General features: G+C 34.7%; 17 protein-coding genes. 10 read left to right on the top strand and 7 right to left on the bottom strand.

The window, feature by feature from the left end:
- The first annotated feature begins 1 nt into the window (after position 1).
- Positions 2-937, top strand: a complete 936-nt coding sequence (locus V6M85_RS04675) for a homoserine kinase (protein ID WP_338603618.1) — start codon at positions 2-4, stop codon at positions 935-937.
- Positions 921-2,051: an aminotransferase class I/II-fold pyridoxal phosphate-dependent enzyme gene (locus V6M85_RS04670; protein WP_338603615.1), complete on the top strand. Its 1,131-nt coding sequence runs from the start codon at positions 921-923 to the stop codon at positions 2,049-2,051. Before V6M85_RS04675 ends, V6M85_RS04670 begins: the two co-directional genes overlap by 17 nt.
- Positions 2,052-2,065: 14 nt before the next feature.
- Here V6M85_RS04670 and V6M85_RS04665 read toward each other — a convergent pair whose 3' ends face one another.
- Positions 2,066-2,380: a hypothetical protein gene (locus V6M85_RS04665; protein ID WP_338603614.1), complete on the bottom strand. Its 315-nt coding sequence runs from the start codon at positions 2,378-2,380 to the stop codon at positions 2,066-2,068.
- Positions 2,359-2,901: a hypothetical protein gene (locus tag V6M85_RS04660; protein WP_338603612.1), complete on the bottom strand. Its 543-nt coding sequence runs from the start codon at positions 2,899-2,901 to the stop codon at positions 2,359-2,361. The genes V6M85_RS04665 and V6M85_RS04660 overlap by 22 nt, the downstream gene beginning before the upstream one ends.
- Positions 2,902-3,037: 136 nt before the next feature.
- Here V6M85_RS04660 and V6M85_RS04655 point away from each other — a divergent pair, with 136 nt between their 5' ends.
- Positions 3,038-4,045 (top strand): DUF1152 domain-containing protein, encoded by a 1,008-nt coding sequence (locus tag V6M85_RS04655; RefSeq protein WP_338603610.1) that lies wholly within the window; start codon positions 3,038-3,040, stop codon positions 4,043-4,045.
- A gap of 31 nt (positions 4,046-4,076) precedes the next feature.
- Positions 4,077-4,619, top strand: a complete 543-nt coding sequence (locus V6M85_RS04650; RefSeq protein ID WP_338603607.1) for a hypothetical protein — start codon at positions 4,077-4,079, stop codon at positions 4,617-4,619.
- Here the strand turns inward: V6M85_RS04650 and V6M85_RS04645 are convergent.
- From V6M85_RS04645 to V6M85_RS04625, 5 genes are read right to left on the bottom strand one after another with little or no spacing between them, the layout of a single operon-like run.
- A complete protein-coding gene (locus V6M85_RS04645) occupies positions 4,536-5,138 on the bottom strand; it encodes a KH domain-containing protein (RefSeq protein ID WP_422398135.1) in 603 nt (200 codons plus the stop codon). The genes V6M85_RS04650 and V6M85_RS04645 overlap by 84 nt on opposite strands.
- 5 nt (positions 5,139-5,143) lie before the next feature.
- Positions 5,144-5,908, bottom strand: a complete 765-nt coding sequence (locus tag V6M85_RS04640; RefSeq protein ID WP_338603601.1) for a serine protein kinase RIO — start codon at positions 5,906-5,908, stop codon at positions 5,144-5,146.
- A 2-nt stretch (positions 5,909-5,910) separates the two neighbouring features.
- Complete coding sequence (locus V6M85_RS04635) at positions 5,911-6,237, bottom strand: translation initiation factor aIF-1A (RefSeq protein WP_338604602.1); 327 nt, start codon at positions 6,235-6,237, stop codon at positions 5,911-5,913.
- A gap of 48 nt (positions 6,238-6,285) precedes the next feature.
- Positions 6,286-7,479 carry a thiolase family protein gene (locus V6M85_RS04630; RefSeq protein WP_338603598.1) on the bottom strand — a complete coding sequence of 398 codons (1,194 nt, stop codon included), beginning with the start codon at positions 7,477-7,479 and terminating at the stop codon, positions 6,286-6,288.
- A 35-nt stretch (positions 7,480-7,514) separates the two neighbouring features.
- Entirely contained in the window at positions 7,515-8,780 is a 1,266-nt protein-coding gene (locus V6M85_RS04625) for a tRNA (N(6)-L-threonylcarbamoyladenosine(37)-C(2))-methylthiotransferase (RefSeq protein WP_338603595.1), read from the bottom strand.
- Between the two features lie 44 nt (positions 8,781-8,824).
- On the opposite strand from V6M85_RS04625, the gene V6M85_RS04620 reads away from it, so the two are divergent.
- Genes V6M85_RS04620 through V6M85_RS04595 form a run of 6 tightly spaced genes read left to right on the top strand, consistent with a single transcriptional unit; the run spans position 8,825 to position 13,842 of the window.
- A complete protein-coding gene (locus V6M85_RS04620) occupies positions 8,825-9,244 on the top strand; it encodes a translation initiation factor IF-2 subunit beta (protein ID WP_338603592.1) in 420 nt (139 codons plus the stop codon).
- Positions 9,241-9,537 (top strand): DUF424 domain-containing protein, encoded by a 297-nt coding sequence (locus V6M85_RS04615; protein WP_338603590.1) that lies wholly within the window; start codon positions 9,241-9,243, stop codon positions 9,535-9,537. Before V6M85_RS04620 ends, V6M85_RS04615 begins: the two co-directional genes overlap by 4 nt.
- Before the next feature lie 6 nt (positions 9,538-9,543).
- Entirely contained in the window at positions 9,544-10,257 is a 714-nt protein-coding gene (locus V6M85_RS04610; protein ID WP_338603587.1) for a 60S ribosomal export protein NMD3, read from the top strand.
- Positions 10,254-10,892: a ribonuclease HII gene (rnhB, locus tag V6M85_RS04605; RefSeq protein ID WP_338603585.1), complete on the top strand. Its 639-nt coding sequence runs from the start codon at positions 10,254-10,256 to the stop codon at positions 10,890-10,892. Before V6M85_RS04610 ends, rnhB begins: the two co-directional genes overlap by 4 nt.
- Positions 10,886-11,941 carry a TGS domain-containing protein gene (locus tag V6M85_RS04600; RefSeq protein ID WP_338603583.1) on the top strand — a complete coding sequence of 352 codons (1,056 nt, stop codon included), beginning with the start codon at positions 10,886-10,888 and terminating at the stop codon, positions 11,939-11,941. Before rnhB ends, V6M85_RS04600 begins: the two co-directional genes overlap by 7 nt.
- Positions 11,942-11,988: 47 nt before the next feature.
- Positions 11,989-13,842, top strand: coding sequence for a type II secretion system F family protein (locus V6M85_RS04595; RefSeq protein ID WP_338603581.1), 1,854 nt, complete (start codon positions 11,989-11,991; stop codon positions 13,840-13,842).
- Positions 13,843-13,853 lie beyond the last annotated feature (11 nt).

Raw genomic sequence — 13,853 nt, 5'->3', positions numbered from 1 at the left:
TGTGGAATGTAGTAGAGCTAAAGCTTATTCAAGTTCAGCTAATTTAGGTTCTGGTTTTGATATTTTGTCAATGGCACATACCGCGTTTTTCGATATAGTTGAAGTTTGTATAGAGGACAGAGATAGAGAAAGTATTATGATTGAAAGTAATTCCAATATTCCTCTTGATATTAATAAAAATTCGGCTACTTACCCACTAGTTAGACTTATGGAAGAAAGAGGAATTAAAGCTAGCCTTAGAGTTAAAGTAATTAAGGGTATTCCAGAAGGATTAGGTCTAGGAAGTAGTGGAGCATCTGCAGCCGCAGCTGTTTCAGCGTTTAGTGAGTTATTTAATTTGAATTTGTCTAGAGAAGAACTAGTTAAATATGCAATGTACGGTGAAATAGCGTCCTCTGGCTCTCCACATCCAGATAATGTTGCAGCAAGTGTCTTTGGCGGAATTGTCTCCGTTGTTTCAGTAAATCCCGTAAGGGTAGTCGAAATACCTTTAAATTATACGTTTGATATTTTACTTTTTATGCCATTAAACATAAAGATCGAGGAAAAAACTAAAAAAGCGAGAGAGATGGTACCTAAAATGATTAATTTGTCAGATTACGTATCCAATGCGAGAAGCATTTCGTCATTACTGTTAGGATTTGTTACAGGTGATAGAGAGTTGATACGAATAGGTTTAAATGATGAGATTGTAGAAAAGGCTAGATTACCGTTATTCCCATACTATCCAAAGATTAAGGAGATAGCAATAAAATATGATGCAATTGGTGCATGTGTAAGTGGTGCAGGCCCATCATTATTAGTATTAGCTGATAGGATGACCGATGAAAATAAAATTGTAGAAGAAGGTACTAAGACTTGTAATGAGTTTAACGTTAAATGTAAAGTTATTAGAGCTGAAGTAGCAGGAGGTGTAAAGGTTGAGAGACGCAACTAAGTCAGTGAAGGAAGATATTGATGAAATAACTGGTGCGATAACGACGCCAATATATCAAACTACCGCATATCTTTATCCAGAAGGGGAGAAATACAGATATTCAAGAGAAGCCAATCCTACAGTTTTAGAACTAGCTAAGAAAATTGCAGAGCTAGAGAACGCTGAGATTGGTATCGCATTTTCTTCTGGGATGGGGGCTATTTCAACTACAGCATTATCATTATTAAAGCCTAACAATAGAGTGTTAGTACATCGAGACATGTTTGGCCGATCTTATCGCTTCTTTACCGATTATCTTAGGAGTTGGGGAGTAAACGTTGATGCTTCATTTCCAGGTAGTAACAATATTATAGAGATGGCCAAGTCAAAAAAGTATGATTTCGTATTTGTAGAGAGCATTACCAACCCACTATTAAGAGTTATAGATATATTTGAACTATCAAAGGTTGTTAAAGAGCAAGGTGGTATTTTAGCGGTAGACTCAACTTTTTCGACCCCTATAAATCAAAAACCATTAGAGCTAGGTGCAGATATAGTTATACACAGTGCGTCAAAATTCTTAGCTGGGCATAATGACGTCATAGCGGGTTTAGCAGCAGGTTATAGTAAACATTTAAATGTTGTAGACCAGATGAGGAGGACTTTGGGAACTTCCTTAGATCCTCACGCAGCGTATCTTACCTTAAGAGGAATTAAAACGCTAAAAATAAGAATGGATGTAATTAACAGAAATGCGGAGCAGATAGCTGAGTTTCTAGAAGGTCATACTAAGGTAGCAAAGGTATACTACCCTGGTCTTAAATCACATGTAGATTATGAAATAGCTAAAAAGGTTCTTAAAGGATTTGGTGGTGTCTTGAGTTTTGAGGTTAGAGGGAACCAAGAGAATGCACTAAAGGTTATGAAGTCGCTTAAATTGATAATTCCGGCTCAAACTCTAGGTGGCGTCAACTCAGTGATTTCTCATCCCGCCACCATGTCACATAGGACACTAAGTTTAGAGGAAAGGAAGGTAGTTGGGATATCTGATTCTCTCCTTCGACTTTCTGTTGGTATAGAGGATGTTAATGATCTCATAGAAGATTTAGATAGGGCTTTAAGTACAATTTATTAGATTTAAGCTATAAACTAAATCAAAGTCTTTATCTCATACTTTAGTTCTTCTTCTAGCATCTCCTTTATCTCTTTTCTATGTACCCTACTTAAGTGTAAATAGAGCCCCTTTTTTGTAAAAGGTCCTCTATTACATAATTTGCAATAAAGTAGATTATTATTTTCATAAACTAGCCAAAAAGACACTTTATCTATGACATTCAAGGCTAATTTTTTAGAAGATATACCTACTAGTTTAATCACCTCATCCTCTTTAACAACCATTCTACACGCTTTCTTCACGGTTGGGTCAATCAACTTTTCTGCAGTTATTGAGATTCCGCTATCCATCTTCCATCCCATATCGAGGCGATGCCTACAGCGACCGTAAGTAATGAGATTAGCCTATTAGCTCTCTTTTCTATGTCGATAAAATCAAAGAATTGCTTTATATCACTTACGTCTATTCCTAGTACTCTTAGAATCCTCTCCACTTTAACCTCTAATTCCAATATATCGACTTCTACTACTTTATCATTAAGTTTTTTCTTTGTATTTACAACGAAGTCTAAGATCTCTCCTAACTCATCTTCATCAATCTCGTCAAATACATCAGTAATTTTTCTTTTTAACTTTGAGCCTATGACCTCAGCCATACCGGGTGAATAATCTAATGGCGATACTTTAGAAACCCATAAGTCCACATACTTCATTATAGTATTTTTTATATCCTCACTCTCTCCTTCTAAACGAATTACTATAGAGGCAGCTGCTAATATATGTGCTAGCGCTTCTCCTACCTTAAGTTCTTCCTCCTCGTTAATCGTAAATAGATCAGTTGTTACGTTTTTACTATCAATTTCCGTACTCAAGATATAATCCCTACACTACTGCTTTGTGGATAAAAATATGAGAGAGATATCAGATAATACTTAATCCTAGGATGATATGATGAAATGAGTGTATTACTAGTTTAGCTTAAAGTATAAAGTACGAAAATGTTTAAATATGAAAGCGTTCATTTTCGGGATAGGCGGAGGAGGGGACGTAGTATCTGCGTTGATCGCATACAACTACATGAAGAAATTAGGTTATGAAGTACTGCTAGGCGCAGTAGTTTGGGAAAGATATGTGGAAGATCCATTACCTGGACCTATTTGCTACAATGACTTAAGAAATGCTGTTCCAATAAATGATAGCATCTATGAGGTTAAAATAGATACTTATGCTGTTAGAGCTAATAAGAGGATAATACCACAACTTGTAAGAGTTATTAGTTCCCTAAATTTCATCAAGGCATACGGTATATGTATCAATTATGGTGTTAAAGGTCTATATTCCTCATTAAAAGATTTTATAAATAAAGAACAGATTGATGTGGTAATTGGCGTTGACGCAGGTGGTGATGTATTAGCTAAGGGATGCGAAGATACATTAGGCAGTCCTCTTATTGACTTTATATCTCTTGCTTCACTTGTTAAGCTGGAGGAAGAGGGTTATAGGGTTACACTAGGTGTAATAGGTAGTGGAAGTGACGGAGAATTGCCCCATGATTATTTTCTTAGACGTATAAGCGAGATCGCTTCCTTAAATGGTTTACTTGACATCAAGGGGTATGATAAGGAAACTGCGAATCTGGTTGAGAGAGTGCTAAGTAACGTCAATACGGAGGCTTCAAGGATACCATTTGAGGCATTTAGGGGTCTATACGGCGAAGTAAATATTAGAAATGGCACGAGAAGGGTCTTTGTTAGTCCTATTTCCGCTGTTATGTTCTTTTTAGATCCGATTAAAGTGGTCGAGACTAGCTTATTATATGAGCTTGTTAAAGATTCGTCCTCAATTGATGATGCGAATAGAAATCTTAATGAAGTTGGTATATATACCGAATATGACTTTGAGAATGACCTATATAGGAAATTTGGATTAAATGCTCCTTATGTCTCAGCTGACGAGATTAATAGAATTAAGACTGAAGGTAAGAAGAGACTTGGTGGCATTAAAATAAAATGCTAAACTTTTATTTTTAGTAGAGTTATAGTGATATGTGGATTTAATTCGTGAGTTAAAGTCTGAATATGGCTTCGACGAGGATGAAATAAATTATGCGCTAATGAGGGCTAAAGGCATAATTTTCGGATTTGCAATGGAGTACAGAGCAAGAAGAATTCTGCAAGAGATGAATTTTGAAAATATTAAGTCAGTTGATATGCCAACACATGATATAGAGGCGGAAAAAAATGGGGTAAAGTATTATGTAGAGGTGAAAGCTAGTAAAAAATCTCCAACTAGAGAATACAGTGCTTATAAGGTAGCTATGATAGCGTTGCTTGATGGAATTCATTTAACTCTTTCAATGATACCAAAGCCTAACCTACTTTTAACAGAGGAAATTTTAAGTGAACCAAAAAAGATACTATATAGATTCTTTAAATTAGCTTATACGAAACAATTTGAGGAATTGAAAGTATTTCTAGAAAATGATAAAAACAAGGAAGTCTTAAACTCATATTCTAACGTAATTAAGACAATAAGTGATAGGTACAATTTGCCAATTGTCATTGATCTCGTTAGTTCTTTTTCTTCCTAGCTTACTTGTTTTGTAAATTATTAATTCTCTTTCAGCTTTATCTATAAATTTATACACGGTAGAATGCTCTTTACCATCAATTAATAACTCAATTGCTTTTCGTGCTATCTGGACTTGATCATATGGTCCTAAAATACCTATATAATGTTCATAAATTGAGATGTAAACCCCGGTATATTCTTGTAATATTTTTTTAGTCTTTCCATTTTCTCCTATTATCCTTCCTTTTACTCTTCTCATAACTTCTGGATTGTTACCTATTATACCCTTTAAGTCAATTACGTCCAAAATATATTCATCACTAAGTAGCTTAAAAGCGATTTCTGCGTCAAAACCTAAACCTATAGCCCTAATTACTGAGACTGCCTTTAGCGCTTCGTACTGATTCTGTCCTTTAGGAATAACATTAAAGGTCTTAGTCCTTTCATCGTATGAGATTTTAGTGTCAGTAAGTTCTTCCAATTTTTCAATAACTTTTTTCACTGCTTCTAACTTCTCATCTTCTACTGTAATATACAAGGGTATCAATCCCCAGAGAATCCAAGTTCTATTAATAAATCCTTGGTAGACCTTATATTTATTCCTCTATCCTCAAAAAACCTATTTATATTATCGAGATCTCTCTTTAATAACATCACAGCATTTTCATGATCTACTGGTAGGGCTTGGCTTACATCAATTATATAACATTTGCCTTCATGAACCATTACATTGTATTCGCTTAGATCACCATGGACTAATTTTGCTTTTTTAACCATTATTTCAATTTGCTGAATTAAATCTTCATATAATTCCTGTGTTATTTCCTCACTACCTATTTCTTTTAAAAGAGGTGCTCTTATTCCATTCTCGCCAATAAATTCCATAACTAATATGTTCTCATAGACTAAAATTGGTTTAGGAACTCTAGTTCCAGCTTCATATAGCCTGCTAAGGTTCTTAAATTCTTTCTTTGCCCATGTACTTATTAGTTGCCTCGTATTGGTTACCTTGATATCCTCGAATCTTATATCTCCGGACGTATATCTCTTAATAGCTCTTTTACTTTGTGCAGTAGACGTATAATAGATCTTGACCGCATAGTATTTATCATCTAATGTCTTAGCGGGATATATCTTGGCCTCTTTCCCAGAGGAGATCGCGCCCAAATATTCTTTTATATTTAAACGTCTTGCAACTTGAATTAGATTAAGGTAAGTTCTAGAATCAAGTGTAGAATCTACAACTTTAAATAAATCCTCATCTTTATATCTTTTTTCTTCTTTAAACTTTTTTGAAAATTCTGACAAATTTATCCTCTTAATTGATCAATTACTTCTCTACTTATAACATTTTCATTTACGAGTTTCTTTATCTCATCATTACCATATTTGTACAATATATCGCAACGATTCGGTTGAAAATCCCATATTCCTACAAGCACAACATCACCCTCTCTCATCCACATTTTCTTTCTTATCTTGCCAGGAATCCTGGCTAGTCTCTCTTTTCCATCCACACAAAGTACCATTAAATGATCTCCACCTAACATTTTTTTAACTACACATATAGTTTGCCCTTCTTCAGGCTTAGGTACATCTTTACTTGGCGTTTCTTGTGTCTTATCTTTTTTAACCAACTTATTTATCCACCTACAGTAGTCTATTGTTATTATATGCATAAAAAATTACTTCATCTCTCTCAAAAGCTCAATGGCAATTGCAGTTGCACCTCCAATCCCATGACAAATGCTTGCTATGCCCCTCTTCCCGTTCATCTTAGATAGTACATTCAATAATGTAGTTATAATTCTTGCGCCACTTGCTCCTATGGGGTGACCTAATGCTATAGCCCCTCCAAATACGTTTAGTTTATCATATGGTACCGAGACATATCTATTTAATAGTACATTATTTATTGCAAAAGCCTCATTATTCTCGAAGTAATCGAAATGATTTATATCTGTTCCCAATTTATTTAATAACTTTTTAATGGCAAAAATAGGTGCCTCCGTAAATCTCCAACTCTCAATACCAACCCAACTATAGCCCAAAATTTTAGCTAGTGGTTCTAATTTTAACTGTTTAACTGCTTTCTCGCTCATTATTACTAATGCAGAGGCCCCATCGGATATTTGGGAAGAATTACCTGCAGTGTGAACTCCATTCTCAGTAAAGGCTGGAGGTAGAGCGGAGAGTTTTTCTGGAGTAGTATCTGGCCTTATTCCTTCATCTTTGTCAACCACTTTTCCATTAACTCTTATTTCAATCATTTCTGACTTAAAGTATCCCTTTATCGTAGCTTCATGTGCTCGTAAATGACTTTGATATGCTACCTCATCTAATTCTTTTCTAGAAACTTCATGGATCTTTGCGACCATGTCAGCTTCTTGTCCCATTAATTTCATGTTAAACGGATCAGTTAATCCATCATATAACATAGTATCAATTAGCTCCATTTTCTTGTTCATTAGCATTTTAACGCCCCATCTAATGTTAGATCTAATTGCAAACATAGCATTGCTCATACTTTCAGTACCGCCAGCAACTACGATATCAGCATCTCCCGATTTAATCATTTGGGATGCAGTAATTACACTCATCATCCCGGATGAGCAAACCATATCAACGGAAAATCCATCCACTTCGTACGGTATACCAGCTTTAATCGCACATTGTCTAGCTATATCTTGACCATGACCTGCCCTAAGAACGTTACCCATTATAACCATATCAACCTTCTCGGATTCTACTCCAGCCCTTCTCAATGCTTCTCTAATTGCTATTGTACCTAATTCAACAGGCGAGAGATCCTTTAAACTACCACCAAATTTCCCAATTGGCGTTCTTACAGCTGATACGATATATACATTTTCTGACATTACAACTAATATACCTGCGTGTAGGTTTAATTTTTTTAAACAAGTACTCCACGTAAGTCATAAAATGATGCTTCGGTTATTTTTACGTCGTACCATTTACCTAATTCCGCATTTTCATTTTTAATTACTACTGGGATATAATTTACTAATCTTCCAATTACCGATCCCTTACGTCCTAGTTCTGTAGTTATAACTCGACTTATAACTCCAACATAGTCAGAATGGATTGATAATGCAATATCTTCATATAACTTATTAGCTATTTGGATTCTCATTTTCTTAATGTTATCTGGAATTTGAGGTAGCGAAGCGCTTCTTGTATTTGGTCTTATTGAGTACATTGCTAGATGTATTCTTTCAAAGCGTATTTCCTTCATAAGTAATAGGGTATTGTTAAAAGCCTCTTCATCCTCTCCTGGATGGCCTATGATTATATCAGTAGTTATATTTACGAATGGTACTTTACTTCTTATTTCAGACACAAGGTTCTTATACTCCTCTATCGTGTACTTTCTATTCATCAATTTCAATACTCTATCGTCCCCACTCTGAACTGGCAAATGCACGAACTTATATACCTTAGGGTTCTTTAACACTTCTATCAGGTCATCAATAATTCTAATTGCTTGTTCTGGTGTCATCATGCCGATTCTTATCATAAAATCTCCTTCTAATTCAGCGACCGCATTTACTACATCAGTTAATTTTATAGATCCTCCTAGATCTAACCCATATGCAGCAGTATCTTGCCCAGTAAGTTCTATCTCTTTCGCGCCTCTTTGTATAGAATATTTGGCGGCCTCTACAATTTCTCTTAGTGGATAACTTCTTAACTTTCTTCTAGCTAATTTAGTTATGCAGAAGCTACAGTTACCCGCGCATCCATCTGCTACTGGGATTATGGCAATTTTTCCATCAAATACTCTGGGCGTCATGAATGCCCTATCACCTTCTAGCAAGATTTTCCTATCTTTGCTTTCTACCACATCTACAATTTTCTCAACGGATTGAGGCCCTATTAATGACGCATTTGGTGCTATAGAGAGTACTGTAGCCGGCTCTGCTCCACTCATGCATCCAGCGACTATTAACTTTTTCGACAACTTATTTAGCTCTCTAATCCTCTGTTTCATTCTTTCCTCAGTTTCTAATCTTACTGCGCAAGTATTTAGTATTATAATATCAGCTCCTTCTGGATTTTCTACAAAGTTGTAACCCTCATTTTTAAGTAAAGTTATCATTACGTATGTATCTGCTCTGTTTAGTGCACAACCATAAGTTTCAATGTAGACGTTTTTCATTTTCTTCAGTAGTATTTTAAACCCAATGCGCTTATAGATTTAATGTGAGTTCAGAAAAAGAATACGTAGAGTTGCTAGATAGACTGTACTCAAAACTACCTGAGAAAGTTCATAAAGCTGGTACGCAAACATTACCTAGTCTAGTGATTCTGAACATAGGGAATACAACTATAATAAGGAATTTTTCGGAGTATTGTGATAGAATTAGAAGGGAAGATAAAATATGTATGAAATATCTTCTAAAGGAATTAGCTGCACCAGGTAATGTTGATGATAAAGGCGAACTTATAATTCAAGGAAAGTTTTCGTCGCAAGTGGTAAATACGTTAATGGAGAGATTCCTTAGAGCTTATGTAGAATGCAGCACTTGCAAGAGCTTAGATACCATATTAAAGAAGGAAAAGAAAACTTGGTATATAGTTTGTCTTGCATGTGGTGCTCAAACTCCAGTGAAACCGCTATGAAAGTTATCCTCAATGTTATTAGAGCGCAAGGTATGACATTAGTAAATATATGCCAAGCAGAACTGTTGGGAAAGGTTTTCAGAGAAGGGGAAATAATACTGAATGTTAGTGAGAAATTTTATGGAGGACAAGAAGTCGAACTAGATTATGCTTTTTCTCTAATAGATGAGGCTACAGTTATGAGTATAGTAGGAAATTGTGTGGTAGAAGAGGCAATAAAAAGAGGACTAGTTCATAAAGACGCAGTTATAAGTGTTGAAGGTGTGAAGTTTGCTCAAGTATACAATGTGTGATGTTCGATGTCCGGGAAATTTTGTGTATTATGTGGAAGACAAAACGTTGAGCTAATAGATTCGTTATGTGTGGATTGTTATATAAAAACTAAAAAACTAATCGAGGTTCCTAGGAAAATTAGTGGAAAATATTGTAAAATTTGTGGTGCGCAATGGGTTAAAGGTAAATGGGTAAGGTCTTCTAAAACCTCACTTACATCTGTTGTAGAGGATATTATAATTAGAGAGTTAGGAGAGAATGTGGAAATCAATAAAAACGTAGATGAATTTGCATTTGATGTAAAAAATATATGGAAAGATCCAAGTGGTCATTCATTTGCAACTATAGAGTTTAGAGGAAAAATAAGAGGGAAGCCCTTCTCTCAAGAAGCTATAATTAATTTAGAAATGGAAAGAGTCCTCTGTGATTCATGTTTTAGAAAGAAAACGCGATATTATGAGGCCATAGTTCAATTAAGGAGTAAGAGTAAAATTGGAATAGATGATAAGAAGAGAGCATTTTTTGAATCTTTCTTTTCTACAGATATTATAGACAATATTTCTGATATCATAGAAGGTAAAGAGGGAGTAGACTACTATTTTATGAGTAAGAGTACTGCGAGGAAGCTTATAACTATGATATCATCTATCGTAAATGTTGAAGTTAACGAGAGCTATCAGAATGAAAGGATGAAAAACGGTAAAAGAGAGGCAAAACTAGTTATTTCATTGAGGATATGAGAATAGGTATAGATGAGGCTGGTCGAGGATCATTAATAGGTCCAATGATAGTTGCAGGTGTAGTTATTAGCGAGAGCAAGCTAAATTTTCTAAAGGGAATTGGTGTAAAAGATAGTAAACAGTTAACTAGAGAAAGAAGAGAGAAATTGTTTAGTATAATTACTAGCACTGTTGAAGCTTTTACTGTTGTTAAAGTTTTTCCTAACGAGATAGATGAATATAATCTAAACGATTTAACGTATGATGCAGTATCTAAAATAATTCTCTCACTATCGGTTTTTAATCCTAACATAATAACAGTTGATAAAGTAGGTGAGGAAAAGCCAGTGATAGCTCTTATTACTGAACTAGGGTATAAACCTAATGTGGTCCATAAAGCCGATGAGTTGTTCGTTGAGGCTAGCGCGGCTAGTATAATAGCTAAGGTCATAAGAGATGACTATATTGATAAGCTGAAAGAAATATATGGTGACTTCGGAAGCGGATATCCCGCGGATCCTAGAACGTTAAAGTGGCTTAAATCTTTTTATGAGAAAAATCCAAATCCTCCTCCTATTATAAGAAGATCATGGAAAGTTTTACGTTCTATAGCTCCTTTATATTATGTAAATAAAGAGGGTAAGAGATTATGGTAACGAACTTACCAGCTGAAGCTAAAGCCAAATGGCTTAAAGTGATGGATGCTAAAACACCAGAGGAGAAATTACAAGCTTTACAAGAATTTCTTAAGGAAGTTCCAAAGCATAAAGGAACAGAAAATTTAGTATATTGGGCTAGAAGACGAATGGCGGAATTAAGAGAAGAAGTTGAGGTTAGAAAAACTAAGAAAAGCAGTGGCTTTTCTTTATTTATTGAGAAAGAGGGGGCAGGTCAAGTAATCTTGCTAGGTGATGTTTTTCTCAGATCTTTTATTATGAGGAAACTCACAAATGTAAGGCAAGAGTTTAATGATCTTCCAGTACCGGGGATGGTAAGATATGAAGATGTTCAAATACAATTGGTAAACCCGCCTAAAAATCTTCCAATTTCTAAAACTATTGGTTTAATTAGGAACGCAGACGAGATAGTGATAGCAGTAAATAGTGAAGAAGAGTTATCATTTATAAGAAATATTCTTGAGAATAATAATATTTTATTAAGAAAACCTAAGGGAAGAGTAATTATAGAAAGGACTAGATACGGTATTTCTGGGATTAGAATAATAAATTTTGGCAAGCTTGTAGATACTGATGAGAAAACAGTAAGAGAATATATAGAAAGCTTTGGCATAAAAACTGCAATAGTGAAGATAATAGGTGAAGTTACTTTGGACGATATAGAAAAATCTATCTTTGAGGCTGTAAGTTATAAGCCTACGATAGTAGTAGCCAAAGATAAAATTAATACAAGTGAGTTGCCTATTTTAACAGCTAATGAGATAGATAAATTACCTAAACTTTTATTTGATATGTTGGAGGTAATACGTATCTATACTAAAGAGCCAGGTGAGGATCCTACTACTGATCCATTAATTCTCAAGAAGGGATCCACGGTAATAGACGTAGCTAAAAAGTTACATTCTTCTTTAGCTGAGAATTTTAAGTATGCCAGAGTATGGGGGAAATCAGTGAAGTTCCAAGGGCAAAAAGTTGGCCCATCACATGTTCTAGAAGATGGGGATATAGTTGAAATTCATATAAAGTGAATTCTTCTATATAAGTTTAAGTATAGGTATGTGAAATAGATACTAAGATGAGTATATTTAATAGTAAAAGAAATAATAAAACAGCTTCTAGCTATCAAGGTCCTTCTAAGATTGATTTATTGTTTTATAACATGGGTATAGTCAGTAAATTAGCCGAAAACTTAGATAAGAAGATAAGGAAAGCTGGAATAAATCAAGATCCTAGATTATTCGCTTCTAGACTATTTCTCTTTCTAGTTTTATCGTTGGTGATATCAGCGATTCTCATAGTAGTTTCCGTGAGATTCTATGAATTATATAGATTAACGCTTCTTACTAAATATTTAGCAGGGTTTTTAACAATGCTTATATTTGGTATAATAATACCTCCTGTAGTTTACTTAATTCAAATCCTTCAAGTGTCTCAGTTAACTGAGAATAGGAGAATTGGTTTAGATAGTGAAGCCCCAGCATTCTCAGCCATATTTAACGTTTTTTTAAGGTCTGGTTTGAGTGCTAGGTACGTTTTTGAATATTTATCTAAATCTACTGCTATGCAATACGCTACTCAAATAGCGTTATATGTTAATAAAAGAGTTAAGTATTTAGGAGAAAGCGTAGAGAACGCAATAGTTGACGCGATGGAAACTTCACCATCAAAAGTATTTAATGAGTTCCTAATCACTTATGTAACTGCGGTAAGGACGGGTGCTCCAGTATTAGATACAATGGAGGCAAAGGCCAAAGATATGCTTAAGAATATAGAGACGCTAGCTTCGACAGCAGCTGAGAATCTATCTGGAATAGCGGAGGGTTTTGTTATATGGCTATCTTCTGGATTTATAACCTTCTTCCTAGTAATGTTATTACAGGCTATATTTCCATCTCTTTTTGGCTCTGTTCCGTTTCCAATATTGGCTATTTTCGCAATAGTTATGATACCCTTAATAAATCTACTATTTGTATGGGTTGTTGATCAAACTCAATTCAGATTTCCAGAAAAATCATTAAAAGCATATAAGGTCTTCTATATTACATTTCCCTTAGGTTTATTATTTTCATTTATATTATTATTTGTAATAAAATTACCTATACCACTTCTATTTTATCTTCTTTTCTTAACTGGTGGAGTACCTCAGATACCGTTCACCATATTAGCGTTTACAATTGGTTTATTAATTGCAGTTGTTCCCCCCGCAATAGTGGCAACTAAGGAGTTAAGAGAAGGTACTGGATATGACGTTTATGTTGTAGCGTTTCTAAGAGCTGTTGCCGAAGGATTAAGAGCTGGTCTTAATCCTGCAACAGTAGTTAAAAACTTAAAGGATTCACCAGAAATGGGTAAGTTTAGAAACATATTAAATACAATTTATGCATATTCGCTTCTAGGAGTTCCATTAAAAGATGCGTTCAAGATTGCTTCGGAGAAAATTTTAGATTTCTCGAGCAAGGTTTCTCTAGTTTCATTGGCAGATATGATAGAGATAGGTAGTTTAACTCCAGAAACAGTTGAATCGCTGGCTGAACAAGTCGATGCTCAAATAAGAATAAGGAGGAGTTATAACTCTAAAATAAGAGTACTATTATATGCTCCATATATCGGGATAATATTAGCATTAGTCGCTTCTATTTTATTAGGTAATGCAATGTACACCTTGCTATCTCATCAGTCATTTGTGTCCTCCTATGGTCCATTATCTAATGCAACTATAATATTACCTAAAGCGTTATACGTAATAGCTGTATCTTCACTATTTAACTCATTCTTAGCTGGACTACTTGTAGGAAAAATTGGTTATGGAAAGACAGCAGCTGGTTTCATACACGCAGCAATTTTAGTCGTTATAACAGCTATCTTAGTTATAATATCCTTACACATATCCCTTATACCTTCTATATCTCCTACATCAACATCTTTATAAGGAAGAAGAAG

The sequence above is a fragment of the Sulfolobus tengchongensis genome (genome assembly GCF_036967215.1).
GTDB classification, from domain to species: Archaea; Thermoproteota; Thermoprotei_A; order Sulfolobales; family Sulfolobaceae; genus Saccharolobus; species Saccharolobus tengchongensis_A.
Note: the sequence above shows the minus strand (reverse complement) of the source record. Positions and strands in the feature narration are given on the sequence as shown.

What these genes read in the sequence shown, in the direction of transcription:
- V6M85_RS04665 (WP_338603614.1), bottom strand. Translation starts at nt 2,380, where the DNA reads ATGGATAGCGGAATCTCAATAACTGCAGAAAAGTTGATTGACCCAACC.
- V6M85_RS04655 (WP_338603610.1), top strand. Translation starts at nt 3,038, where the DNA reads ATGAAAGCGTTCATTTTCGGGATAGGCGGAGGAGGGGACGTAGTATCT.
- V6M85_RS04630 (WP_338603598.1), bottom strand. Translation starts at nt 7,479, where the DNA reads ATGTCAGAAAATGTATATATCGTATCAGCTGTAAGAACGCCAATTGGG.
- V6M85_RS04625 (WP_338603595.1), bottom strand. Translation starts at nt 8,780, where the DNA reads ATGAAAAACGTCTACATTGAAACTTATGGTTGTGCACTAAACAGAGCA.
- V6M85_RS04615 (WP_338603590.1), top strand. Translation starts at nt 9,241, where the DNA reads ATGAAAGTTATCCTCAATGTTATTAGAGCGCAAGGTATGACATTAGTA.
- V6M85_RS04610 (WP_338603587.1), top strand. Translation starts at nt 9,544, where the DNA reads ATGTCCGGGAAATTTTGTGTATTATGTGGAAGACAAAACGTTGAGCTA.
- rnhB (WP_338603585.1), top strand. Translation starts at nt 10,254, where the DNA reads ATGAGAATAGGTATAGATGAGGCTGGTCGAGGATCATTAATAGGTCCA.
- V6M85_RS04600 (WP_338603583.1), top strand. Translation starts at nt 10,886, where the DNA reads ATGGTAACGAACTTACCAGCTGAAGCTAAAGCCAAATGGCTTAAAGTG.
- V6M85_RS04595 (WP_338603581.1), top strand. Translation starts at nt 11,989, where the DNA reads ATGAGTATATTTAATAGTAAAAGAAATAATAAAACAGCTTCTAGCTAT.